24 protein-coding genes and 3 pseudogenes are annotated in these 23,261 nt (G+C 67.3%); 12 read left to right on the top strand and 15 right to left on the bottom strand.

What is annotated here, in order from left to right; translation table 11 throughout:
- The first annotated feature begins 179 nt into the window (after window positions 1-179).
- Entirely contained in the window at window positions 180-770 is a 591-nt protein-coding gene (locus EPL03_RS08430) for a TetR/AcrR family transcriptional regulator (RefSeq protein WP_135828899.1), read from the top strand.
- 229 nt (window positions 771-999) lie between these two features.
- Here EPL03_RS08430 and EPL03_RS08425 read toward each other — a convergent pair whose 3' ends face one another.
- Window positions 1,000-2,208, bottom strand: a complete 1,209-nt coding sequence (locus EPL03_RS08425) for a cytochrome P450 (RefSeq protein WP_135828898.1) — start codon at window positions 2,206-2,208, stop codon at window positions 1,000-1,002.
- Window positions 2,209-2,431: 223 nt separating this feature from the next.
- Between EPL03_RS08425 and EPL03_RS08420 the strand changes: the two genes are divergently transcribed.
- Window positions 2,432-3,388, top strand: coding sequence for a CPBP family intramembrane glutamic endopeptidase (locus tag EPL03_RS08420; RefSeq protein WP_135828897.1), 957 nt, complete (start codon window positions 2,432-2,434; stop codon window positions 3,386-3,388).
- Window positions 3,389-3,671: 283 nt separating this feature from the next.
- Here EPL03_RS08420 and EPL03_RS20840 read toward each other — a convergent pair.
- The 4 genes and pseudogenes from EPL03_RS20840 to EPL03_RS08405 all read right to left on the bottom strand — a co-directional run.
- Window positions 3,672-3,989, bottom strand: a pseudogene (locus EPL03_RS20840) (MarR family transcriptional regulator); the annotation flags it as partial.
- 219 nt (window positions 3,990-4,208) lie between these two features.
- Window positions 4,209-4,538: pseudogene (locus tag EPL03_RS20835) on the bottom strand (ArsR/SmtB family transcription factor); the annotation flags it as partial.
- Between the two features lie 65 nt (window positions 4,539-4,603).
- A complete protein-coding gene (locus EPL03_RS08410) occupies window positions 4,604-5,587 on the bottom strand; it encodes a hypothetical protein (RefSeq protein ID WP_135828895.1) in 984 nt (327 codons plus the stop codon).
- A 187-nt stretch (window positions 5,588-5,774) separates the two neighbouring features.
- Window positions 5,775-6,428 carry a DUF1405 domain-containing protein gene (locus tag EPL03_RS08405; protein ID WP_135828894.1) on the bottom strand — a complete coding sequence of 218 codons (654 nt, stop codon included), beginning with the start codon at window positions 6,426-6,428 and terminating at the stop codon, window positions 5,775-5,777.
- Window positions 6,429-6,556: 128 nt separating this feature from the next.
- Here EPL03_RS08405 and EPL03_RS08400 point away from each other — a divergent pair, with 128 nt between their 5' ends.
- From EPL03_RS08400 to EPL03_RS20730, 6 genes and pseudogenes are all read left to right on the top strand, one after another.
- The gene (locus EPL03_RS08400) at window positions 6,557-7,111 is read left to right on the top strand and encodes a DoxX family protein (RefSeq protein ID WP_135828893.1); all 555 of its coding nucleotides are present in this window, start codon (window positions 6,557-6,559) and stop codon (window positions 7,109-7,111) included.
- Window positions 7,112-7,206: 95 nt separating this feature from the next.
- Window positions 7,207-8,097: a shikimate kinase gene (locus tag EPL03_RS08395; protein WP_135828892.1), complete on the top strand. Its 891-nt coding sequence runs from the start codon at window positions 7,207-7,209 to the stop codon at window positions 8,095-8,097.
- Window positions 8,055-8,360 carry a chorismate mutase gene (locus EPL03_RS08390; RefSeq protein WP_135828891.1) on the top strand — a complete coding sequence of 102 codons (306 nt, stop codon included), beginning with the start codon at window positions 8,055-8,057 and terminating at the stop codon, window positions 8,358-8,360. The genes EPL03_RS08395 and EPL03_RS08390 overlap by 43 nt, the downstream gene beginning before the upstream one ends.
- A 108-nt stretch (window positions 8,361-8,468) precedes the next feature.
- Complete coding sequence (locus EPL03_RS08385) at window positions 8,469-8,699, top strand: hypothetical protein (protein ID WP_135828890.1); 231 nt, start codon at window positions 8,469-8,471, stop codon at window positions 8,697-8,699.
- Window positions 8,700-8,708: 9 nt separating this feature from the next.
- A complete protein-coding gene (locus tag EPL03_RS08380) occupies window positions 8,709-9,125 on the top strand; it encodes a PIN domain-containing protein (RefSeq protein WP_135828889.1) in 417 nt (138 codons plus the stop codon).
- A gap of 88 nt (window positions 9,126-9,213) precedes the next feature.
- Window positions 9,214-9,315, top strand: a pseudogene (locus EPL03_RS20730) (MBL fold metallo-hydrolase); the annotation flags it as partial.
- A 22-nt stretch (window positions 9,316-9,337) separates the two neighbouring features.
- On the opposite strand, the gene EPL03_RS08370 reads toward EPL03_RS20730, so the two are convergent.
- Entirely contained in the window at window positions 9,338-10,339 is a 1,002-nt protein-coding gene (locus tag EPL03_RS08370) for an arsenic resistance protein (RefSeq protein ID WP_135828888.1), read from the bottom strand.
- A gap of 69 nt (window positions 10,340-10,408) precedes the next feature.
- Here EPL03_RS08370 and EPL03_RS08365 point away from each other — a divergent pair, with 69 nt between their 5' ends.
- Together EPL03_RS08365 and thiC are read left to right on the top strand one after the other, a co-directional pair.
- Window positions 10,409-10,552, top strand: a complete 144-nt coding sequence (locus EPL03_RS08365; protein WP_244605224.1) for a hypothetical protein — start codon at window positions 10,409-10,411, stop codon at window positions 10,550-10,552.
- A gap of 60 nt (window positions 10,553-10,612) precedes the next feature.
- Complete coding sequence (thiC, locus tag EPL03_RS08360; RefSeq protein WP_135828887.1) at window positions 10,613-12,061, top strand: phosphomethylpyrimidine synthase ThiC; 1,449 nt, start codon at window positions 10,613-10,615, stop codon at window positions 12,059-12,061.
- 95 nt (window positions 12,062-12,156) lie between these two features.
- Here thiC and EPL03_RS08355 read toward each other — a convergent pair whose 3' ends face one another.
- From EPL03_RS08355 to EPL03_RS08325, 7 genes are all read right to left on the bottom strand, one after another.
- Window positions 12,157-12,876, bottom strand: a complete 720-nt coding sequence (locus EPL03_RS08355; protein ID WP_135828886.1) for a carbonic anhydrase — start codon at window positions 12,874-12,876, stop codon at window positions 12,157-12,159.
- Between the two features lie 97 nt (window positions 12,877-12,973).
- On the bottom strand, window positions 12,974-13,792 hold the full coding sequence (locus tag EPL03_RS08350; protein WP_135828885.1) for a TrmB family transcriptional regulator: 819 nt from the start codon (window positions 13,790-13,792) through the stop codon (window positions 12,974-12,976).
- Window positions 13,793-14,069: 277 nt separating this feature from the next.
- Window positions 14,070-14,381, bottom strand: coding sequence for a DUF7344 domain-containing protein (locus EPL03_RS08345; protein ID WP_210424941.1), 312 nt, complete (start codon window positions 14,379-14,381; stop codon window positions 14,070-14,072).
- Between the two features lie 174 nt (window positions 14,382-14,555).
- Window positions 14,556-15,326, bottom strand: coding sequence for a 5'/3'-nucleotidase SurE (surE, locus tag EPL03_RS08340; protein WP_135828883.1), 771 nt, complete (start codon window positions 15,324-15,326; stop codon window positions 14,556-14,558).
- 389 nt (window positions 15,327-15,715) lie between these two features.
- Window positions 15,716-16,423 carry a hypothetical protein gene (locus tag EPL03_RS08335; RefSeq protein ID WP_135829535.1) on the bottom strand — a complete coding sequence of 236 codons (708 nt, stop codon included), beginning with the start codon at window positions 16,421-16,423 and terminating at the stop codon, window positions 15,716-15,718.
- Window positions 16,424-16,535: 112 nt separating this feature from the next.
- Window positions 16,536-17,897 (bottom strand): LLM class flavin-dependent oxidoreductase, encoded by a 1,362-nt coding sequence (locus tag EPL03_RS08330; protein ID WP_135828882.1) that lies wholly within the window; start codon window positions 17,895-17,897, stop codon window positions 16,536-16,538.
- 638 nt (window positions 17,898-18,535) lie between these two features.
- Entirely contained in the window at window positions 18,536-19,837 is a 1,302-nt protein-coding gene (locus EPL03_RS08325) for a carboxylate--amine ligase (RefSeq protein ID WP_135828881.1), read from the bottom strand.
- 114 nt (window positions 19,838-19,951) lie between these two features.
- On the opposite strand from EPL03_RS08325, the gene EPL03_RS08320 reads away from it, so the two are divergent.
- The gene (locus EPL03_RS08320) at window positions 19,952-20,368 is read left to right on the top strand and encodes a hypothetical protein (protein ID WP_135828880.1); all 417 of its coding nucleotides are present in this window, start codon (window positions 19,952-19,954) and stop codon (window positions 20,366-20,368) included.
- Window positions 20,365-20,955, top strand: a complete 591-nt coding sequence (locus EPL03_RS08315; protein ID WP_135828879.1) for a DUF7504 family protein — start codon at window positions 20,365-20,367, stop codon at window positions 20,953-20,955. Before EPL03_RS08320 ends, EPL03_RS08315 begins: the two co-directional genes overlap by 4 nt.
- A gap of 22 nt (window positions 20,956-20,977) precedes the next feature.
- Here EPL03_RS08315 and EPL03_RS08310 read toward each other — a convergent pair whose 3' ends face one another.
- Together EPL03_RS08310 and EPL03_RS08305 are read right to left on the bottom strand one after the other, a co-directional pair.
- Entirely contained in the window at window positions 20,978-22,483 is a 1,506-nt protein-coding gene (locus EPL03_RS08310; RefSeq protein WP_135828878.1) for a small ribosomal subunit Rsm22 family protein, read from the bottom strand.
- Window positions 22,480-23,256, bottom strand: a complete 777-nt coding sequence (locus EPL03_RS08305; RefSeq protein ID WP_135828877.1) for an NAD(P)-binding domain-containing protein — start codon at window positions 23,254-23,256, stop codon at window positions 22,480-22,482. The genes EPL03_RS08310 and EPL03_RS08305 overlap by 4 nt, the downstream gene beginning before the upstream one ends.
- Window positions 23,257-23,261: the final 5 nt, after the last annotated feature.

Below are 23,261 nucleotides of genomic sequence, written 5' to 3'. Positions count from 1 at the left end.
TCGGCGGTCATGGTCGCTATCAGCACTTACTAACCAATCAGTAAAATACGCTGGAAGCCCGGAGTACGTGCATGGCTTACTGGCGGCCGGACCACATCCGGCGAGACGAAATGCGACCAGCGAAACGCTCTTCGAGGAGTTCACAACGATTATTCGTCTGCACGCAGAAATCGTGCTTAATGACTGAACAATCAGAACACTCCTTCTCGGAGCAACCCGAGGCGATCATGCAGGCGACCTATCGAGTACTTCACGAACACGGGTACGCCGATTTGACCATCAAGCGAATCGCCGACGAGTACGGCAAATCGACGGCTGCAGTCCACTACTACTTCGAGACGAAAGACGAACTGCTCGCGGCGTTTCTCGATTACATCCTGGAGCGGTTCGTCGATTCGATTCAAGATATCGAGACGACGGACCCGCAGGAACGCCTGGAGCTGTTGCTCGACCAAATGCTCGTCGACCCGCAGGAAGATTCGGACCTCTCGATAGCCTTGCTCGAAATGCGGAGCCAAGCCCCCTACAAGGAGGAGTTCCGCGAGCGGTTCCAGCAGAACGACGAGTACATGCGATACATGCTCAAAGCAGTGATCAACCACGGAATCGACGAAGGGGTGTTTAACGACGTGGACGCGGCCCACGCCACCCGTTCGTTGGCAACTATCGTCGACGGTGCCCGAACCCGGGCGGTGGTGTTAGACGACGACGGGGAGCTCGAATCGGCGCGCCGGACTGCAAGCGAATACGTCGACGCGGTATTGCTGTAAGGGAAATCGGCCGATTAGGACGTGAACAGACCGTTCCAGCTCTGGGTCTGCAACTCACGCATCCGTAGAAAGAACCTAAAACCGATTTGGAGTGTTCGCGCTGACTCGTGCCGATCAGATACGGGTGTGTCCGCTTCTCTCCCGTACTGACTCGTGCATGATTGATTAGCGATGGTCGCTCCCCACGCGGTTCTCCCGGCTGGGAAGAGACTACTGGGCCAGGACCGGTCTAGTTCACCTGGCAGTGGAGGAATTCGAGACCGTAGTGGCCGGAAATCGGCTGCAGGTCCGATATGTCGGCATCGAACCGTTCGAAGCGCGTGAGCAGTCGTTCGAGCGCGATGTCGGCTTCGAGCCGAGCGAGCGGAGCGCCCAGGCAGTAGTGGACGCCCTTCCCGAAGGCGAGGTGTTGGTTGGGTCGCCGTTCGGGACGGAAGGTCTCGGGGTCGTCGAAGACCTCGGGGTCGCGGTTCGCAGCCCCAACCCAGACGTTCACGACGTCGCCGGCCTCGACCTGTTGACCACCCAGTTGGGCATCCTCGCTGGCGATACGCTGAATCTCCTGCACGGGCGAGCGATACCGAAGGACCTCTTCGATGGCCTTCTTGCGGTCGACGTCGCCGGACCCGACGTCCTCCGTGATGCCCTGTTCCTCGAAGGTCCAGATAGCGTTCGTGAGGAGGTTCGTCGTCGTGATGTTGCCCGCGAGCAGCAATATCATACAGAAGCCGATCTTCTCCTGCCGGCTCAACTCGTCCGCGTTTGCCGCCAGCGTAATCAGGTCGTCACCGTCGCCCCCTTGACGCTCCTCGAGGAGCTTTGCGAAGTATCGCCCCATCTCCGTTTGAGCCGTCTCTCGCCGTTGTTTCATACGCTGGATGGCTTCCTCATCGCTGCTTTCAGGCCGAGCGATGAGTGCGCCCGACCATTCCCTGAACTGGTCGCGGCGTTCCGGAGGGATGCCCAGCAACTCGGCGATGACCGTCACCGGGAGCGCGACCGCGAACTCGTCGACGAAGTCGAACTCGCCTGCGTCTTCGAGTTCGTCCACCAGCTCGTCAGTGAGCTCCTCGAGCCGGGGTCGATATTCGCTGAGCGCCCCCGGCTGGAAGCGGTCGTTGACGAACCCCCGCAGGCGCTCGTGTTCCGGGGGGTCCGTGCTAATCATCGTTTTGAGGACTGCCCCACCGTCCCCTTCGGTGCCCGCTGCGGTGGCTCCACTCCCTGACCGGTCCGCCGAGAACGTCTCTTGGTCGCGGAGGACGCGGTCGACGTCCTCGTATCGGAAGACGTCCCACGTTTCGCGTCGTTCGTCGTAGTGAACGGGGTCCGCACGTCGCATCTCGGCGTACCACTCGAACGGGTCGAGTTGTGCTTCACGGCTCTGGAGCGCGGTCGGGTGCTGGCGAGCACTGTCGACTGAGTCTGTAGACTGCACGACTTAACTAACCGATTAGTAAATTATAGCTCTTTTGGATGAGTGGGTCTGGCCGTAGGTGACGTCTCGATCACTAACGCGAGCCGGACATCGGCACGAAACAGTCGCGCCGAAGACTGGATACAGAAGTCGCGTTTGCAACAATTGATGGGGACAATACTACTCCCGTGCTGCGTCTGACGGGAATCGAAAATTATATTCAGTATCTGGCATACCCCCGAATATGTCATCGTTGAAACGAACGCTACGCCGCGTGGCGACTGGTAGCGAGGACACGCGCGTACGGGCGACGTGGCGAGGCATCCTTCCCTGGTGCGTGGGTTTCGGCGTGCAACTGTTGCTGCTCCCCGTGATACTATTGGGCATTCGCAGTGCCTTCGATGTCTCCGAGTTCGGTGCCGTTACCACCTCGTTGGTGGAGTCCACGCTCCTAGGGGTGGCCTCGGCCCTTGGACTCATTTTCGCAGTCGGTCTCGCCACACGGCTCGACGAGCGCTCGATTTCGGCGTACGGTATCGCGGCCTCTCGGGAGGACCTGACCGACTTGGTTGTCGGGGTCGCTATCGGCGGCCTCACCTACGCGGTTCCGACGGCCGTATTCCTCTATCTGGGCGAGGCCGAACTAGCGCCATCCGGTCCCCTCCCTGCCGACTCTCTCGGCGTTATTGTGCTCGCCATCACCCTGACTGTGGCGGGGTTTCTCTTTCAAGTCGCGTTCGAGGAGTTCGCTTTCCGCGGTGTGATGCTGAAGAACTTCACCGAGGGCCTGATAGACCGCGGTGGCTCCTGGAGCTCGTCAGCGCTGTTTGCCCTCCTTTTCAGCAGCGTGATATTCGGATTCAGTCACGTCATCAGGCAAGGAGGCGGCGGCTCCGAAGGACGATCTCTTCAACTCGTAATCACGAGTGCGCTGTTAGGGCTCCTGTGGGGTGGCGGCTACGTGATGACGGGTAACTTATCAATCCCCTTCGGACTCCACCTCGGGTACAACCTCTGGCCGGCGGTCGTGCTACAACCGTCGGAGGCCACACTACTGACACCAGCTCTCGGACAGGTATCGTATTCGGTAAGTCGGTACGAGCTGGTGGTCGGCAAGGTACTAGCCGGGGGCATCTGTCTAGTGGTTTGGCTGTACCTCAGTCGTGGAGAACTCACAATAGGGGAGGGAATCGGGGACTAGACGGCGAATAGTACGAATACGACTTCGTAGACCCCCTACGGGATACCGAGGTCGCACTCTCGAAAACCGCACCGAGCGTTGAGTTCAAGAGTAACGTCCGGGTACGATACGCGGATTGTGCGGTACACGGTATCGATGCTGTTACACGCGGCCAGTCGTGTTCGCTAGCGGGGGCCATGTCGCCACGGCCGTTCGAGTGAGTGAATACGAACGGACCGCTCGCACCCTACTCCCCACGACGCTCGAAGGTAGTCGACGAGCGGGGCGAGGGAGGCGAGACCTCCTACCCCGCCAGCGTCCACTCCTCGCCCTCGCGCTCGACCAACTCCCTGTCGGCGAGTTCGCGCAGGCACTCCTCGACCACGCCCTCGGGGGCTTCGACCGCCCGGCTCACCGTCGCCCGGGTGGTCGCCCCGCCCGCGACCGCCGCCAGCACGTCCGCGTGGAGGCGGCGCTCGCCGTTCGCGTCGAGGGCGTCGCCGAGCCGCTTTTGCACGTCGGCGATGCGGCCGTGGACCCACCGCTGGGCCAGCGAGAGCTCGTTCTGGAGCTGCTGGAGCTCGTCGAGCTCGGACGCCAGACGGGTCGCGGACTCGGCTGGGTCCGACTCCGCCTCGGGGGTCGCACTCGATTCGGCGTCGACGTCCGCACTCGACTCGGCGTCGACGTCCGGAGTCGCACCGGCGTCCGAGGTCGCGTCGCCGTCCGATTTCGCGTTCGACGACGTCGAGGGCTCTGACGCCGCGTCCGTCCCGCCGTTCGGCGTCGCGCGGTCCTCGGCGTCGCCGGCCCCGTCGCCCGAGCCCTGGACGTCGCCGAACTGGACGTCGAGCGAGACGCGTCGACACCGGCTCACGTCGAGGTTGGCGCTCGCCGGGTAGGCGCTTTTCATCCCGAACTCGTACGGCGAGACGCTCACCTCCAGCCGGAGGTTGCGCGAGATGCTGAAGTACTTCCGCCGACGGTCGTCGGTCCGGCTCTCGACGAGGCCTGCGTCGTCGAGGCGCTGGAGGTGGTCGATGACCGCCTTCGGACTGACGCCCAGGTACTCGCTTATCTCGGTGACGTAACACGGCTTGCGCGCGAGCAGGCGGAGGATGCGCCTGCGGTTCTCGTTCCCGAGGATGTCGAGTAGTTCGGCGGAATCCATTCGGTGTCGTGGGTAGGAATCGCGCGCTCAAAAGCGTGTCTCTCGGCCGGACCCCGACCGCTCGTCTACGGTCCGCGGTCGGCCGTGCGGGCGTCGATTTCGCTCGCGGGACCGTCGCCGGCTCCGTCGTCGCTTCCCGGCGGTCGGTCGTCGGGTCCGCGTCCGGGATTCCCGTCGCTCCCGTTTCCGCGGTCCCCACCGCCTCTGGTCCCGTCGGTCCCTGCGCGCTCTCCGCTCCCGCCGGTACTGGCGTTGGCTCCGCTTGACCCCTCGCCGTCGCTACTGGCGTCCGCACTGGTGCCGTCTGGGCTTCCCTCGCCGACGCCGTTCCCGTTCCCGACGTCGGTCCCCGCACGCGTGCCGTTTTGGTCGCCGTTCGCGTTGCCGTTCCCGTTCGCAGCCCCGACGCCAGTTCGGTTCCCGTCGTCCGGTCCGGTGCCGTTCCCGACGCCGGTCGGCGGGCCGCGCTCGCCCGCACCGACGCCCGAGAGGTTCCGCGCGACCGAAGCGATCTCCGGCCCGGCCAGCTCGTCGGTCTGGCTCCGGAGTTCGTCGAGGTCCTCGACGCTCGCGTTCACCTGCCGCGCGCGCGTCTCGGTCTCGTCGAGCGCCGACTCCAGCGCGTGGATCCGTCCGACGATACCTCCCACGCGGGCCCTGTACGCGGCGTCGCTGACCTCGCCGGCCTCGCGAGCGTCCGCGAGTTCCTGCTTGCGCTCCCTGAGGTCGGCCAGTTCGGCGCGGAGGTCGCCGGTCCGGCGCTCGACCAGCTGCGTCCGGACCGTTCGGTTGTCCGTGGCGTCGTACGCCGCCGCCCACATCCCCGTCCGGACCGCGCCGTCGACCTCGGCGGCGTTCGACTGCATGAACGACGAGATGTCCCCGCCGAGGGTCGAGGCGTTCTCGGTCTCGTTCTGAGCGGCGGTCGCGTCGAGCGTCGCGTCTCCGGTCGCTTCGGCAGCGTCGGCTGCTGTCGCGGCCGTCGGAGCGACGACGGCTACCGTACCGGCTACCAGAAGCGCCAACAGGACGACTCGGAAGGCACTCATCGGGTGGTCCTTGCTCCCTCTAGGTTAAAAAGACGGACCTTCGTTCGTTCCGTTCACGGCCCGATTTCAACCCCGCAGAACTGCTCGTAGCGTTCAAAACGGACACAGCGGTTCCGAACCGGGTCGACCGTGGGTCCGCGACCGCGCCGAGTCGGGCGATACCGCCGCTCCGAACCGGCTCCGCCAGCTACGCGCGGGCGTCGCCCCGTTCCGGGGCGAGCCGGTCGAACGCCCGCGCGGCCGCGACCACCGCCAGCACCGAGAGCGCGACCGTCGCCGCCGGCAACGCGACGCCGGGTTCGTACCGGAGCGGCGGGTGGATGCCCCACGCGTAGTCGAGCGCGTCGTTGACCAGCAGCGCCGCGAGCGCGGTCGCGAGCGCGCCCCGGGTGGTCGCGCCGTAGCGCGGGAGCAGGTACGCCTCGACCACGAACGCCAGGTGGGTGAGGACGATGAACCAGTACGACCACAGCGCGTCGGGGTCCCACGGCGGCCCGAAGTACGACCCGACCCCGAGGTTGAGCGCGACGAACGTCCAGAGGCCGTACTTGACCAGCCACGCGAACGCGAACGTGTGGAGGTACGCGAGCGGCCGATTCTGGGGTGCGTCCTCGACCCGCCGCCCGAGGTTCGGCAAGAGCGTGGTCAGCGAGAGGACGGCGAGGAACAGCGCGGCGGGCGAGTCGGCGTACAGCGGCCAGAGGTAGGTCGGTACCTCGGGCATGGTCTCGACGTAGAAGCGCACGCCGACCAGCATCGCCAGCACGTTCACCGACGCCAGCCACGCGAGGTTCGCCCCGTCCTCGAGGAACCGGCGGGCGTACCGCTCCGGAATCGCCATGGTCGGGGACGCGCGCGCCAGCGCCATAGGTCTTCTCAGACCGTCCGGAGTCGGTCGTCTCGCTTCTGGCCCGCTGGCCGGAGCCACGGGAAAAGAATATCTACCGTGAGCTTACAGTTTGGGCCACGATGTCCACACAGGAAGTCGAACTCCGAAGTACGATAGCAGGGTTCACGGCGGAAGGGAAACTCCACACGCTGAGCGTGTGGTTCATCCTCGCGCTGCGGCTGATGATGGGACTGGCGTTCCTCCAGAGCGGCGTCGACAAGGTGCTGTCGGGGGAGTTCTCCGCGAACGGCTACCTCGTGAACTCGCCGCCCGCGAACGGGAGCCCCGTCGCCGACCTGTTCGTCGCGATGGGCGAGACGCCGTGGTTCGTCGACTTCGTGAACGTCGCCGTGCCGTGGGGCGAGATTCTCATCGGACTCGGCCTGCTGGTGGGTGCGCTCACCCGCCTCGCGGCGTTCTGGGGCGCGTTCATGATGCTGCTGTTCTACCTCGGCAACTGGGACGTCGGTCACGGCTACATCAACGGCGACTTCGCGTACATGCTGGTGTTCCTCTCGGTCGCCGCGTTCGGCGCGGGCCGCATCCTCGGGCTCGACGCCTACATCGAGCAGTACGACGTGGGCGGCCGACCGCTGGTCGAGCGCTATCCGTGGATGCGATATCTGCTGGGCTGACCCCGCCAGACGCGGCCGGACTCGAGCGCCATCGCGACGCCGCTGGCCTTGCAGCAACCACCAGCGTCAATACGCCCCGCGAGAGACGACCCACCATGGACGGCCGGGCAGTGGCACCCGCGGCGGGGACGATTCTGAACGCCCTCGCGACGGGCACGGGGTCGGCGTTCGCCATCGACGCCGAGACGACCGCGACGGTCGCCCTCGACGCGTCTGGCGAGGTCGTCGGCGAGGTCGCCGACGCGCCCGACGCCGACACCGCGCTGGTCGAGCGATGCGTCGAACTCGCGGTCGACGAGTACGGCGACGCCGAGGCCCTCGACGCGCTCGGCGTCGCCGACCCCGCGGCGGTCGGCGGCTCGGTCCGGACCGACAGCGAGGTGCCGATGGCGGCGGGACTCAAGAGTTCCAGCGCCGCCGCCAACGCCACCGTGCTGGCGACCCTCGACGCGCTCGGCGTCGCCGACGAGGTGGCTCGCGAGGACGCCTGTCGGCTCGGCGTGCGGGCGGCCCGCGACGCGGGCGTGACGGTCACGGGCGCGTTCGACGACGCGAGCGCGAGCATGCTCGGGGGCGTCACCGTGACCGACAACCGGAGCGACGAACTGCTCGCCCGCGAGGCGGTCGACTGGGACGTGCTGGTCTGGACCCCGCCCGAGCAGGCCTTCAGCGCGGACGCCGACGTCGCCCGCTGCGAGCGAATCGCGCCGGTAGCCGAGGTCGTCGCCGACCTCGCGCTCGACGGCCGGTACGGCGAGGCGATGACGGTCAACGGCTTCGCCTTCTGCGCGGCGCTCGACTTTCCGGCCGCCCCGATGCTCGACGCCCTGCCGGCGGTTCGGGGCGTCTCGCTGTCGGGCACCGGCCCGAGCTTCGTCGCGGTGGGCGAGCGCGCGACGCTGGAGCGACTGCGGGACCGCTGGAACCAACGAGAGGGAACGACATGGCTGACGACGACACGCAACGACGGCACCCGGACGAGATGAGCCTCACGGAGCTCCGCGAGGAGATAGAGACCATCGACCGCGAACTCGTCGAGCTCATCGCTCGCCGAACCTACGTGGCCGAGACGGTCGCGCAGGTCAAGGCCGAGCGGGACCTGCCGACGACCGACGAGGACCAGGAACAGCGCGTGATGGACCGTGCGGGCGAGTTCGCCGAGCAGTTCGACGTGGACGCGAACCTCGTGAAGGCGGTCTTTCGGCTGTTGATAGAGTTGAACAAGGTCGAGCAACGGGAGTCCCGCTGAGGTAATTCGATTTTGAGAGTTCGACCCTCTCCAGAAGCATCCCTGGGAACGATACACGAAACGCGTTCGCCGGAAGACACAGTATTCTGTGTGTACATAGTTTCCTGTATGCCCACGATCACGGTCAACGTCGACGACGACCTCAAAAGGCGAATGGAAAAGCACCCAGAGATCAACTGGAGCGAGGTCACGCGACAGGCGATCCAGGAGAAAATCGAGGCGCTCGATGTGATGGACGAACTCACGTCCGGCAGCGAACTCACCGAGAGCGACGTCGCGGAAATCGCTGACAGAATCAACGAGGGCGCACGCGAGCGCGTCGAAGAGGGGTCGGAGTAGTCCCCACAAGTGAAGCTGGTTGTCGATGCCAACGTCGTCATCTCCGCGCTCATCGCCGACTCGACAACCCGCGAACTCATCGTTACTCTCGACCCCGATCTCTTGACGCCCGAGTTCGTCCACGACGAAATCGAGAACTACGAGGGGTTGATCGTCGAGAGGTCAGGTATGACTCCAGATCGAGTCGCACAGTTCATCGCCCTCCTCTTTCAGTACATCGAAGTCGTTCCCGCCAGCGAATTCCATCCGTACATCGAGCAGGCCGAAGAGGCGCTCGGCGACACCGACCCGGACGACGTGTTGTACGTTGCGTGTGCTCTTGCCAGCGACGCCGATATCTGGAGCGACGACTCCGATTTCGAGGAACAGGATGTCGTCGAGGCCTACACGACGAGCGACGTGATCGACCCGTTCGACACGCTCTAGCCGAACCAAACGACGGCCTGTAAGATTCCATCGTGGATTTCAGCTACCTGAACAAGGTCGAGCAGCGGTAGCGCGCTCTCCAATCATGTACATGGAGGCCGTCAACCACTGCCTGCTGTCGCGCGAGGAACTGCGGTCGGAGACGGAGGACGTCCTCGTTCCCGAAGACGGGGAGCGGATCAGCCTCTGAGCGGCCGGGCGATCCGAAACGTTCACTCGCGGCTCACTAGCCCGGAAAGCGGGATGCGCTCCGGCGACTCCGGGACGAGCCACGCCGGGACGACGCGCGTGAGAGTGACCATCCCGACCAGTTCGACCAGCGTCTGGGTCACGACGACGGCGGGTGCCAGCCGAAACTCGGCCGGCAGCGCGAGCGCGAGCGGGAGGACCACCAGCGAGTTACGGGTGACCGACGTGAACACGAGCGCCCGACTCTCGCCGGCGTCCATGCCCGCGAGGCCCGCCGCGAGTCGTCCGAGTATCGGCATGACGACGAGGAAGGCGACGTACACCGGAACGACGACCGCGATCTGCTCGAACGAGTTCCGAACCCGGGGGAGTTGGGACGCGACGACGACGAACAGCGTCGCGCCCAGCATCGGAACCGGCAACCATCCCATCGCGGCCTGCAACGTCTCGCCCCGCGAGGACCGTTCCGCCCAGATTTCGGTGAGCCACGCCAGCGTCAGGGGAAGCGCGATGAGTAACAGGAACGCCTCCACGAACGGTCCCGGTTCGACGACCGCCGCGACCTCGGGCCCCATGAAGAGCCAGAGATACGCGGGAAGCAACAGCAGTTGGACGAGCAACAGCGCGGGCGTGGTCGCGGTAATCTGCTCGGCGTCGCCGCCCGCCAGTTCGGTGAAGGTGATGACGTAGTCGATGCACGGCGTCAGGAGGACCATGAACGCGCCCACGAGGACGACCGGTCGCTGCGGGAGGAATCGCGTCAGCCCCCAGACCACGACGGGGACGACCAGGAAGTTCATCCCCAGCGCCGCCGCGACGAACCGCCCGTTCCGAAACGCGCGGCGGAGCCGAACGAACGGGATTTCGAGGAAGGTGACGTAGAGCAGGACCGCCAGCACCGGCTCGACGAGTCGCTCGAAGAACGCCGCCGAGTTCGGCCGACCGACCCCGACGCCGACGGCGAGGAGGACGAAGACCGCGTAGACGGCGACCTGCCGCCGCCGGAGCCAGCGCTTCGCGTTCATCTACCGGCGCGTTCGTTGGTCGCCGGTAAACTATCGTCGGTCCTCCGTCTGGACAGAACGCGGCGACCGATGACCGCCGAGAAGGGGAAGATGCTGAACGGCGACCGCTACGACGCCGTCGTCGCGGCCGACGCGGTCGTAACCGACGACGTTCCCGAGGGCGTCGTCGGCGGGAACCCGGCGACGGTCCTGAAAGCGCTGAGCGCGGACTGAATTCGCCGAGACGACTTCGCGCCCCTAGCTATATTACCTAGTGGTACAACCTAGTTATCGATGGCAGGAACCCAACTCCAGCGAGCCCGAGACGGCGAGGTCACGCCCGCGATGGAACGCGTCGCCGAGCGGGAGAACCGCGACCCGGAGTTCGTCCGCCGGGAAGTCGCCGACGGACGGGCCGTGATTCCGGCCAACCGGGCGCACGAACCGCTCGACCCCACGATTATCGGACGGGAGTTCTCCACGAAAGTCAACGCCAACATCGGCAACAGCGACGCGACCGGCGACCCGGAGAGCGAACTCCGGAAGCTCCACGCCGCGGTACATTACGGTGCCGATACGGTGATGGACCTCTCGACCGGCGAGGACCTCGACGAGACCCGCGAGGCGAACGTCGCACACTCGCCGGTCCCCATCGGAACGGTGCCGATATACGAGGCCGTCAAGCGGGTAGACGCCCCCGAGGACATCACGCCCGAACTGCTGCTCGACGTCATCGAGAAGCAGGCCGAACAGGGCGTCGACTACATGACTATCCACGCGGGCGTATTGATGGAACATCTCCCGTTGACCGACGGTCGCAAGACCGGAATCGTCTCGCGCGGCGGTTCCATCCTCGCCCAGTGGATAACCGAGAACGGAACGCAGAACCCGCTGTACACCGAGTTCGAGGAGATATGCGAAATCTTCGCCGAACACGACGTCACGTTCTCGCTGGGCGACGGGCTCCGGCCCGGTTGCCTCGCCGACGCGAGCGACGAGGCGCAGTTCGCCGAACTCGACACGCTGGGCGAACTCACGCGCACCGCGCGGAGCCACGGCGTGCAGGTGATGGTCGAGGGGCCGGGTCACGTCCCGATGGACGAGATCGCCGACAACGTGGACCGACAGCAGGCCGTGTGCGACGGCGCTCCCTTCTACGTGCTCGGGCCGCTGGTGACCGACGTGGCTCCTGGCTACGACCACATCACGAGCGCCATCGGCGCGACCGAGGCCGCCCGCGCGGGCGCGGCGATGCTCTGTTACGTCACGCCCAAGGAGCATCTCGGGCTCCCCGACGAGGCGGACGTCCGGGACGGCCTCGCGGCCTACAGAATCGCGGCCCACGCCGCGGACGTCGCGACCGACCTGCCGGGCGCACGCGACTGGGACGACGCCCTCTCGGAGGCGCGCTACGAGTTCGACTGGCGGCGGCAGTTCGAACTCGCTCTGGACCCCGAGCGCGCGCGGAACTACCACGACCAGACGTTGCCCGGCGACAACTACAAGGAAGCGCGGTTCTGCTCGATGTGCGGGGCCGAGTTCTGCTCGATGCGAATCGACCAGGACGCCCGGGACGTCGAGGGCGAGATGACGGCCATCGACGACGGGACCGACCTCGACGCGTCGGCCGCCGCGGAAACGAACGTGCCGCCGGTCGGCACCCACGACACCAGCCGCGTGCCCGACGAAATCGATATCGGCGGGGTCACGTTCACGCCGGACACCCCGCGCGCCGACGACTGAGTGTGGCCGACGGCGTTTGGTATCGTGTCGCTCTCGCGAGCGACTGGTCGTCGCGCACGTGGTCGGGCCTCCGCGAGGCCGTCGGTCGTTCGCGTTCAGTACTCCCAGAGCCGCCCGACTCGGGACGCGATTTCGGGGTACTCCTCGCGCAACCCCTCGACCCCGCGCTCGCCGTCGACGTTGACGACGTGGACCTCGCCGCGACTGCCGCCGTAGACGTCCTGAAAGTCGTACACCGCGCCGACGATTTCGACGCGCTCGGGCACCTCGTCGCTCTCGACGAGGAACTCGACCTGCCGGTCGACGTTGTACTCCACCAGCCGGTTTATCGCCTCGGCGCGGTCGGCGTCGTCGGGCAGCGCCTCGATGCCGGGTTTGAGGTGCGGGCCGAGCAGGTCGAGGCAGTGTTCGATGCCCGGCGGCTCGGAGCCGGGGTCGGCGTCGCCCGCCAGCGCGTCGTAGGTCGCGGTGACGGCTCCACAGCCCGTGTGGCCCACGACTACGGCGGTGTCGGTCCCGGTGTGTGCGATGGGGTAGAGGACGTCGCCCGAGACCACCTCGTCGGGAGCGCTCTCGCCCGACCCCGCCTCGCCGGCGTCGGCCCGCTGGACGACCCGGTTGCCGATGTTGCCGCAGGTGAAGACGTGGCCCGGCTCGTCGTTGCCCCACATGTGGTCCTGCAAGACCCGCGAGTCCGAGCAACAGACCGTGACCGCGTCGGGGTGTTGGGCGTCCTGTACGTCGTCGAACCGCGAGTCGAACTCGCCGGCGTGGTCGTCGTTGCCCGCCAGCAGCTCGACGATGGTCCGAACCATGGTCGGCGTGAGGACCCCCTCCGACGTGTAGCTCTCGGTTTCGCCTCGACACTCCGGGACGGGTCGCGTCGCTGAACTGGCGCTGTTCGTGCGACTACTACTGGGCGGGGTCCTGACCGGGTAGCAGCCCCGAGGAGATGAGACGCCGGATGAGGACCACGACGCCGTTGCCGAGGCCGTTGGCGAAGACCGCCTGCTCGCTCACGCCCCCGTCGGCGTGGTCGGTCGGGTAGAACGAACTCACCAGCAGGCGCGTCCGGTCGACGAGCAACAGCCTGCTGATGGCGACTTCATTCCCGCTCTCGCCACTGACGAGCCAGTTCAGGTCCGTCTCGAACGCCCGCGCGCCGGGGAGGTCGGACTCGATGCGGGCGACTATCGACTCCGTGAACCCGCCGACGATGACGGTCACGCCCCGGTCGGTCGCCGCTCGCAGTCGCTCGACCAACGAATCGGTCAGTATATCCTCCTCCACGACGAGGAGGACGATTTCCGAGGAAGCCCCCTCGACGAGTTCGGCGGTCCGGGACTCGATGCCCTCGTGGCCGGTCAGCGACCACACCTCCTGGACCCGTTCGTCCGACTCGTCGTCGTCGAGTTCGATGTCGTCGAGGTGCGTCTGGAGCGTCTCGATGCGGTCGTCGTACCGCTGTCGGAGCGTCGAGGCCGCCTCCTCGTCGCTGACCGCGCGGAACGTCTGGGGATTCGAGTGGTGTACTTCCACCAGTCCCTGCGCTTCGAGTACTCGGACCGCGTCGTAGACGCGAGTTCGAGGCACTTCGGAGAGTTCGCTGATTTCCTTCGCGGTCGCCGACGGTACTTGCGAGAGCGCGAGGAAGCAACGCGCTTCGTACTCCTTCAACCCGAGGTCCTGCAACAGACTCACCGTCTCTGCCAGAGTTTGTTCCTGCGTCATGGGCCCAACCACAAACCGTACGCGATAGTTACGTTTCTGAGGGAAAAGGGTTCGTGTTGTGCGGCGATTTCCCGGATGTCACCCGCTTAATCACACAAACTACTTGTGTTCGTACTTGAAAGACTCGGATGGCGCGCTCGTCTGGCCCAACCACATCGAGCGCGCCACGCTGCCACCCTCGGTGGCAGTTTCTGCGTCGCGGAACGGACGGCGTTCGCCGTCGCTGCTGGCCTCGTCGCCGGCCGACGAGACGCGAGGGTTCAGTTCTCCGCCAGAGTCAGTCGTCGGTCAGTTCGGTTTCGTCGATAGTTACCAGTTCGTGTCCGTTGTCCGCGAGCAGTTCGAGCAGGGGTCGTATCTCCTCGAACTGCGGCCCGGGAGCGACGACGCCGGTCTCGCGGTCCCACGAGACGAATCCGAGGTCGTCGAGTTTGGGGAGGTGGTTGTGATACACGTCGACCGACGACATCGCGAGTCCGCCACCACCCAGACTCTCGACCTCGACTCCCGTGCCCGCCCCCGAACTCCCGCGCCCCGACGCCCCCGGCCGCTCGCGAAGGAGCGCGAACAGAACTCGACGTCGTTTCACGTGTGACAGTGCGTCCAGTTGGACGTCCAGCCGAGTTCGTACGTTCGATTGCATCGCTGCTCCTCTAGCAGGCCGCAGGTTGTGAAACGCTAGCATTTTCACACGGGGGTTGTTTTGAGGAACCGAGTGACAGCCGGCCCCGGCGCGCGGTCGGGGGCCGACCGCTTGCCCGTCTCAGAACCGCTCGGCGAGTTCGTCGAGCGAGTCGTGGCGCTCGACCGTGTGGGGCGCGGTCAGCGGCGAGACGCTTATCTTGCCGTCGTACACCGCCCGGCGGTCGGTCCCCTCGGGGTCGGGCAGGTCCGGCGAGTCCATCTGGGCCCACATGTTGTCGTGGAGCGTGACCACGCCCTCCTCTTCGGTCGCGTCCATGTCGTAGACGTGGGAGGGCCGCGTGACGACCATCGGCGTGTGGTCGTCGGTGGGGAGCGGGGCGTTGAGGTTGAGGTAGTCGGCCTCCTCGAAGACGCCGGCGTCGAGCGCGTTCTCCAGCAGGTAGGTCACCGCGTCGGCGACCTCGCGGTAATCTCGGGGGTCGGTGTCGGGCGGCCACTCGCTCTGGGGGACGTGGAGCGACGTCGCGAGGGCGGGCACCCCGAAGAACGCGGCCTCGACCGCCGCGCTGACCGTGCCCGACCGCCCGAGGACGTACGCGCCGAGGTTCGCGCCCTCGTTACAGCCCGAGACCACCACGTCGGGGTAGGGTCCGAGTTCCGCGAGGCCCGCGACCACGCAGTCGCTGGGCGTGCCCTCGACCGCGTAGCCGAGTTCGTGTTCGCGGACCGGCACCTCGTAGGTCATCGCGCGGCCGACCGCGCTCTGGTCGTCTGCGGGCGCGACGGTCGTGACGTTGCCGACTTTCGAGAGGGCGTCGTACAGCGCGCGGATGCCGGGGCTGTCGATGCCGTCGTCGTTCGTGAGGAGGATTTCGAGCGAGTCGGTCATTCGACTTCGATTGGGGGTGGCCGAGAGAAAACTGTACCGCAACGCGGGCGGTGTACGGTTGGGGTGTGAAGTGGGTACGGTGCGGGGCGGTCGCGGTTTCGTTCGGGGCAATCGCGGTGCCGTGCGGTCGCTCCTCGGCTCGAGCGATAGTTCGCTTCGTGATGGCGTCGAATCGTTCGCGGTGGCCCGAGCGAGCTACTGCCTCGACCGATGAGAACCGCGACCGCACAGCACTGCGACCGCGAGCCTCTCCCTCCCCAGCCTCGGGGCGCATAAACGCGCCCCTCCCTCGCGCGCGTTGCTCGCACGCGCCACGTCGAAAATAGTTCTCCCCCGTACAGAAGTCGAGACGACGCGAAGCAGGACCGAGAGGGACGAGTCGGGCCCGCTCAGAACCGCACGTACACCATCACGAAGATGATGGCCAGCTGAAGCACGCCCTGCACGCCGGCCAGCTTGGCGTTCCGCATTCCGATGGTGCTGATGACCTCCTCGTCGGGGTCCTCGGCGGTCATCTCGCGGTACATCCGGAGTTCGCCCGGAAGCAACACGCCGAACCCCAGAACCGAGAGCGCCGCGACGATGCCCAGCGCGGCCGCGATGACGTGGGAGGTCATGGCGAACTCCGGGAGCGTCCGGAACAACCACGCGGCGTGGCCCACCGCCACGACGCCGAACACGGCGAGCGTCCGGCGGTCGGTCAGCGCGTCGAACTGCGCGGCGAAGAGCAACACGACCGGCACCGCGATGGCGGTACTCAACAACGCTATCCACGGGTCGGCGTGGGGGAACTTGCCGAGTCGTCGGGCCAGGGTTACCCCGCCGAAGACGGTGACCAGCGCGAGCGACGGTAGCAGGAACGTGGTCTTGGGCGTGAGCCGCCGGAACACCGCCGCGCGCTGTGTGACCGCGAGTCCGCCGACCACCGGGCCGAGAACTAGCCCCATGAACAGGTCGATGCCCGACCACAGCACGCCCGCCATCACGTGAACGTAGGTCAACTGTTGGACCGACCCGGCCGTGAGTCCGTACGCCAGCGCGACCAGCGGAACTGCCACCACGCCCGCGACGAACGCCGGGTTCGCGCGATTCGCCATGCCGCCGACGAAGCCTCGTACCGTCGTTGCCATCTCTCTCGGATGCGGTATGTTCACGGGGGTTAAACGTTGCGGTGTCGAGCGTCGGCGTCCTGGCGAGGTCTGGGAGCCCTCAGTTCCGCGCCGGGTGGTCGTCGGCGAGTCGCGTCCGGCCTTCCTCCTCGAACAGGTTTTCGCGCAAGGTGGTGCCCTCGTAGGACTCCCTGACCAGTCCGCGCTCGCGCAGTTCGGGCACCACCATGTCCACGAAGTCCCGGAGCGTGCCGGGCCGGACGACCTCCTTGAGGTTGAAGCCGTCGACGCCCACGTCCTCGAACCAGTGCTGGAGTTCGTCGGCCACCTGCTCGGGGTCGCCGACGACGACGGGCGAGGTAGAGCCCAGTCCCGCGAACTCCGCGACCTCGCCCACGGTCCACTCGCGGTCGGGGTCGTTCCTCGTGAAGGCGTTTATCGCGCCCTGAATCGCGTCGGTCTCGATGTGTTCGACGCTCCGGTCGGGGTCCAGCTCCGAGAAGTCGAGGTCGATGAACCCGGCCAGCAAGGCGAGGGTGGCCTCGTAGTCGACGTTCTCGGCGTAGGTTTCGTACTTCTCGCGAGCTATCGCCTCGGTTTCGCCCACGATGGGGACGATGCCGGGGAAGAATCGGAGTTCGTCGGGGTCGCGTCCGCGCGCCTCGGCGCGCTCGCGCAGGTCCGCGACGTACTCCCGAACGCCCTCCTCGGTGGGCTGGCTCACGAACACCGCTTCGGCGTTGTCGGCCGCAAACGCCCGACCCCGGTCCGAGGAGCCGGCCTGATACAGCACGGGCGTCCGCTGGGGCGAGGGCTCGCAGCTGTGAGCGTCCGGCACGTCGAAGTACTCGCCCTCGAAGTCGATTCCCCTCACTTTCTCGGGGTCGGTGTAGACGCCCGACTCGCGGTCGCGGACCACGGCGTCGTCGTCCCAGCTCTCCTCCCAGAGCGCGTGACACACGTCCATGAACTCGTCGGCGCGGTCGTATCTGGTCCGACGGTCCATCCGCTCGTCGAGGCCGAGGTTTCTGGCCGCGCTTTCGAGGTAGGACGTGACGACGTTGAACGCCACCCGGCCGTCGGTCACGTGGTCGAGCGTCGAGAGTTCGCGCGCCAGTTGGTAGGGATGGACGTAGGTGGTCGAGCGCGTCACCGCGAACCCGAGGTGGTCGGTGACGGTCGCCATCGCGGGCACGAGCGCCTGGGGGTCGTTGGCGGGCGTCTGAATCGCGTTCTCGATGGCGGTGTCGCTGTCGCCGCCGTACACGTCGTAGATGCCCCGCACGTCCGCGAAGAACACGGCGTCGAACCCGCCGCGCTCGGCGGTGCGGGCCACGTCGAGCCAGTAGTCGGTGTCGGTGTAGCGGTGGGACTGGTCGCCGGGCGTCCGCCAGTTGCCCGCCGTGACGTGTTCGACCGAGTTCATCGTGAACAGATTGAGGTGGATGTAGTCGCTACTCATTGGTCGCTTCGAGGGCGTCGGCGGGGGAAAAGGCGGGGTTACCGGCGAGATGCCGGGCCGACCTCGGACGTGCGAGTATCGGGTTCAGTACGAGACGGACCTGACGCTTCCGGCGAGAACGACACCGAGGTCGGAGCGAGGAGAACGACACCGAGGCCGGAGGGAGGAGAACGACACCGAGGCCGGAGCGAAGCGAACGACACCGGGGTCGAGGCGAAGCTAGCTACTGCTTGAGCCTATGAGAACCGCAACCGAGACCACACCGCAACCGCGACCACACCGCAACCGCGACCACACCGCAACCGCGACCACACCGCCCTTCACGCCGCGTCTGCGCTCGCGCAGTTCTGTACGAGCGCACGCGCGACGTGAATCGTCCATCGTCGCGCGACCCGGTGGAAGACGGCACTGCTGAAACGAACCGACCAACCCACCGAGCGCACCAGTTTTTGTACCGCGAGCGAGGAGCGAAGCGACGAGCGAGCGGACCGAGGGAGGACCAACGGGACGACGCAGTGTCTGCGGGAGCGGAGCGACCGCAGGCTCGTCAGAGCGTAGCTCTGACGGTGTTTTTGGTCCAGCTTTTACCAGCGAGGACATTCGCCGAAGGCGAATTTCCGAGTGCAGTAAACGGTGGCTTAGCAGGAACAGTAGTACTCCTGCGTGCCGAACTCGGTGTCGAGCAGTTGGTACGCCGGGCCGGGGTCGGAGGGCCGGTACACGCCGGTCGTGAGGTCCGCGCTGGCCTCGAACTCCCCGGACATGAGCGAGAGCCAGTCGCGCTTCCCCAGCACGTCCACGAACCCCTCGGTGTCCAGCGCCTTGAGGTAGTCGGCGAGGTAGACCCAGCGCGCGTCCCGAATCTCGTCGGCCTCGTAGGTCTCGCCCACAGCGTCGCTGTAGGCCGCCAGCGGCAGGTTCGCGCCGGCCTGCACCGGCAGCGATATCCACTTCCACGGCCGGGTGTTCACGTCGAGCAGGACGTACTCCTCGCGGTCGGCGTCGTAGACGAACTCGGCCTCGCTGATGCCGTAGTAGCCCGTCTCGTCGAGGACCGCGAGCGCGTTCGACTCGACCTCGCGGGCGGCCGAGTCGTCGGCGCGCTCGACCACCGAGGAGGTGCCGAACCCGAGCGGGTACCGGACGCGGGCGTTCCCGACGAACGTGACGGGCTCGCCCGACTCGGGGACGTAGGAGGCCAGCGAGCAGTCCGCGCCGCGCTCGACCGCCACCTTCTCCTGGGCCATCACCCGAATCCCGGCGTCGGCGGCGTTGGCCACCACGTCCTCGAACTGCTCGCGGTCGTCGACCTCGATTACGTTGGTGCCGACGGCCTCCTCGAACTTGCGCTTGAGCGCGGGCTTGACCACCAGCGGGAAGCCGAGCCGGTCGGCGGCCTCGGCCGCCGGGACGCTCTCGCGGGTCGCCCCGCCGCGTCCGCGGGGGCCGGCCTCGCCGCCGGTCGCGCTCGGGTCGGTCTCGGCGACGCGGTAGGTCTCGGGGTACGGGACGTCGAGGTCGTCGGCCACGGCGTACAGCGACTCCTTGTCGAGGACGCGATTCACCGTCGCGCGGTCGGCGAACGGGAGCCGGACGCCCTCGGGGTCGGTCCGCGAGAAGGCGTGGACCCACTCGTCCATGCAGCCGAACGCCACCGGTTCGTACTCGACCTCGGCCGCGAGGGCCTCGACGTCCTCGCGGAAGCCGTCCTCGTCGTCGAGCGGGTAGGTGACCCGGCCGGCGAACTCGACCGCCTCGGAGTAGGGCGCGACGCCCTTCCCGTCGCGGTCGATGGCGACGACGGGCACGTCACGGGCCTGCAGCGCGCGGGCGACGCTCAATCCGGTGACGTGTGCGTTGGCGACGAACGCCGGCGGTCGGTCGAAGTCGGCGTCCGCGAGCGCGTCGCGGAGTCCCTCGAACGAGCGAAAGGTGCCCATGTGCGGTCTTGGCGCGTCGCGGGTTAAAAGCCGTCCGAGTCGGCAATCGGGGCCGGTGGCTCGGACGCGCTCGCCGGAGATAGACTTTTACGTGTCGGTCGGGATTCCGGTGTCATGGAGCGTATCAGAAACGAGCCGGAACTGACCGGTTTCGACGCGGCGGCGGCGTTCGAGGCCGTCAGCGAGGTCGCGGGCGACGACCTCCGCGCGTTCGTGGAGTACGACGCCGAGGCGTTCAACCCCCTCTTCGTGGCCGAGCGAGTCGTCGACGACCTCGGGAACCCCGAGAACGTCGACGCGTTCGCGGAGAAGCTTCACTTCAACTACAAGCTCGACTTCACCGAACGGGAGATGTACGCCGACCTCTACGGACCCCTCGGCGGCGTCGACGCGTTCGCGGTCTACCTCGACGACCAGACCATCGTCCGGTACGTCACCGACGAGGCGGGCATCTACGTCTCGCTCGACGGGGACACTGACACCGACCGCGTCGTCGACCTGATAGCCGAGACGGTGGAGGACGAGGAATGAGCGAGGCCGACAGGGAGCGCATACGGGACGCCACGAACGTCCTCCTGCTGTCGACCTCGCTGGATTCCGACGCCGGGGACGTCCACCGGGACCTGTTGGCGGGCGAGCCGCTCGACCGCGAGAACGTGCTCCTCCTCACGTTCGGGCGGGCCGACCACCTCGTCGAGCAGCTCCGGACCGAGTACGACGACCGGCCCAACGAGGTCACCGTCATCCAGATAGACGAGACCCTCCAGGGCTCGACGTCGTACCCCGAGGACGTGACGGTCCGGACCGTGAGCCCGACCGACCTGACCGGCGTCGGAATGGCCGTCAGCGACGTCATCAAGGAGTGGAGCGACAGCGACGCTCGGACCGTGGTCTGTTTCGATTCCGTCACCGACTTCCTCCAGTACGCCGACCGGTCGACGATGTATCGGTTCCTCCGGGTCGTGACTCGCCGGTTCGACGCGGTCGACGGGTTCGCGCACTTCCACATGAACCCCGACGCCCACGACCGCCAGACGATGGCGACCCTCCAGTCGCCGTTCGACGCGGTGGTCGACGCCAGCGACGAGGACGACGTCTCGGTGTCGACCAAGTACTGACCCGGCGTCCGGTCGACGGCCGCTACGCCGGAATCCGGTCGACGACCGTCTCCTCGTCGACCACCAGGTTGTACGCCGCCTCGTCGTCATTCCACAGCACCAGCGCCCGCTCGACCGACAGCAGGTCGCCGTAGTCGGCGGTCCGGAGGTCGGCGTTCAGCGACGTCTCGTCGGTCAGCACCGCGAAGTGGTCGGTCGATTCGCTCCCGTCGCTCACCTTGAAGACGGGGTTCGGGTCGCGCTCGGTCGCCGGGTCGTCGTCCGCGAGCGAGTGGCTGAGCTTGACCGCGACGAGGTCGATGCGGTGGGTGACGTGGCGGTCCATCTCGGCCATCTTGGCCGACCGGTCGGGGTCGGCCCGGAAGTCGAGTTTGCGCCGGCCGTCGGTCCGAAGCAGCGAGTAGGCGAACTGGACGTCGACGTTGACGAACTCGCCGGTCGCGGGGGTGGCGTCCGACCTCCCGACCCCGTCGTCGGACTCGCTCGCGCCCTCGTCGAGTTTGCGCTGGAACGACGGCACCGCGAGGTCGGGCTTCACGTCGAACGACCAGCCCCGGTCGGTGGGGCGCTCGCCCGGCCAGAGCCGCAGGGTGGGCGCGAACACCGTCGCGGCCCCCGCCTCGTCGGCGACCGCGCGCTCGACCGCCCGGAGGCCGATGGCGGTCTCGCGGTCGGCGGGCTCGATCGCGACCAGCGTCCCGTCGTCGGCCAGAAAGTCGAGGTAGCGGGAGACGACCGACTCGGGGTCGTCGAGTTCGTTCAGGACGTTCGCGAACAGGATAAGGTCGTAGGTCCGCTCGGACCCGGACGCGCCGGTCGCTTCGCCGTCGTCGGGCGCGCCCGGCGCGAACGCCTCGGCGGTCGTCCGGTGGAGCTCGGGGTGGAAGTTCCGGCCGGTCTCGGCCACCAACGCCTCGAACACGTCGGCGGCCGCGCTGGGTTCGACCGCCTCGTACTCCACGAGCGCGTCGGCGGGCAGGTAGTCGTGGACGCCCAGCGCCGGGCCGCCGACGCCCGCGCCCACGTCCAGAATCCGGAGTCGTCGGCCGACCAGTCCCGGCTCAGCGAGCTCGTGGAGGACGTACTGGGCCACGGCGTAGTTGTCGGGAAGGTGGTAGATGGCGTAGCCCAGCGCCGCGAGGTCGTCGTACTCGACCGGCTCGTTCCGGAAGTAGTCGTCCTTGAGCGTTCGAATCGTCGCCCTGAGGCCGTCGCCCGACTCGCCGGCGTGCCAGTCCGGGCCGACCCGCTCGACCAGCAGGTCTTCGAGCGCCCGGGCGTACTCGTCGGGGAACGCCTCGACGCCGGCGAACGCGGGGGATACGGGGTCGTCGTCGACCGGGACGAAGGTGCCGTCGTCGCGTTCCACGAGGTCGAGCGACGCGGCCTCCTCGCGGAGCACCTGCCGGACCACCGCCGGGTGGGGCTGGCCCTCGACGTACTCGGCTATCTCGTCGGGGTCGAGCGGCCTGACGTTCCGGAGGTATCTGGCGTTCGACCGGACCTGCTCGCGGCGCTCCGCGTTCATGGCTCGCCCTCGCCGTCGTCCGCAGTTCCCGCCAGTCGCTCGCCGGCCTCGCGGTAGAGGGTCCGGAACTCGTCGCGGTCGGCGTCGGCGACTCGCGCTGCGGCCTCGGCGACGCGGTCGCTCCCGCCGAACGCCGCCTGAATCTCGGCGTACACGTCGGGGTCGTTGCCCGCGACCTGTTCGGCCACCGCGCGCAGGTCCTCGAAGACGGGCGTGGTCAGCCCCTCGGGCACGTCGTCGGCCGCGAGCGCGACCGAGAGGGCCGCGGCGTGGGTCCGGGCCTGCACCGTCTCCATCGCCTCGTCGTGTTCGGCGGGCGTGGTCTCGACGACGCGGTTCCCCCTCGCACGCAGCGCGTCGAGCAGTCGGTCGGTGACGGGGCCGGGTTCGTCGCGGACGACCGCGACGTTACCGGGCGCGTTGGTCGCGGCGAACAGCGGGTGGAGGCTCGCCCGCTCGCGGTCGGGCGCGGCCGCCCGCATCGCCGCGACCGGTTCGGCCATCCGGCCGGTCACGTCGACCAGCGCGCGCTCGGCGCGCTCGGCGTGGGCCTCGATGGCCGACTCGGCGGCCGACATCGGCACGGCCACGCAGACAGCGTCGAACCGCTCGGCGGTCGAGACCGGGAGCGCGCGGCCGCCGACCTCGGTCGCGGCGTCCGCGGCGACCTCGGGGTCGGCGTCGGCGAACGCCACGTCGGCGTCGAGTTCCGCCAGCGCGACCTCGCCGACCCACCGGCCCATCTCGCCCGCGCCGACGACGAGTAGCTTCATCGGGT

Source organism: Halorussus halobius (assembly GCF_004765805.1).
In the GTDB taxonomy this organism is placed as follows: domain Archaea; phylum Halobacteriota; class Halobacteria; order Halobacteriales; family Haladaptataceae; genus Halorussus; species Halorussus halobius.
The sequence above is the reverse complement of the archived record's forward strand: the minus strand, read 5'-3'. Positions and strand labels throughout refer to the sequence as shown.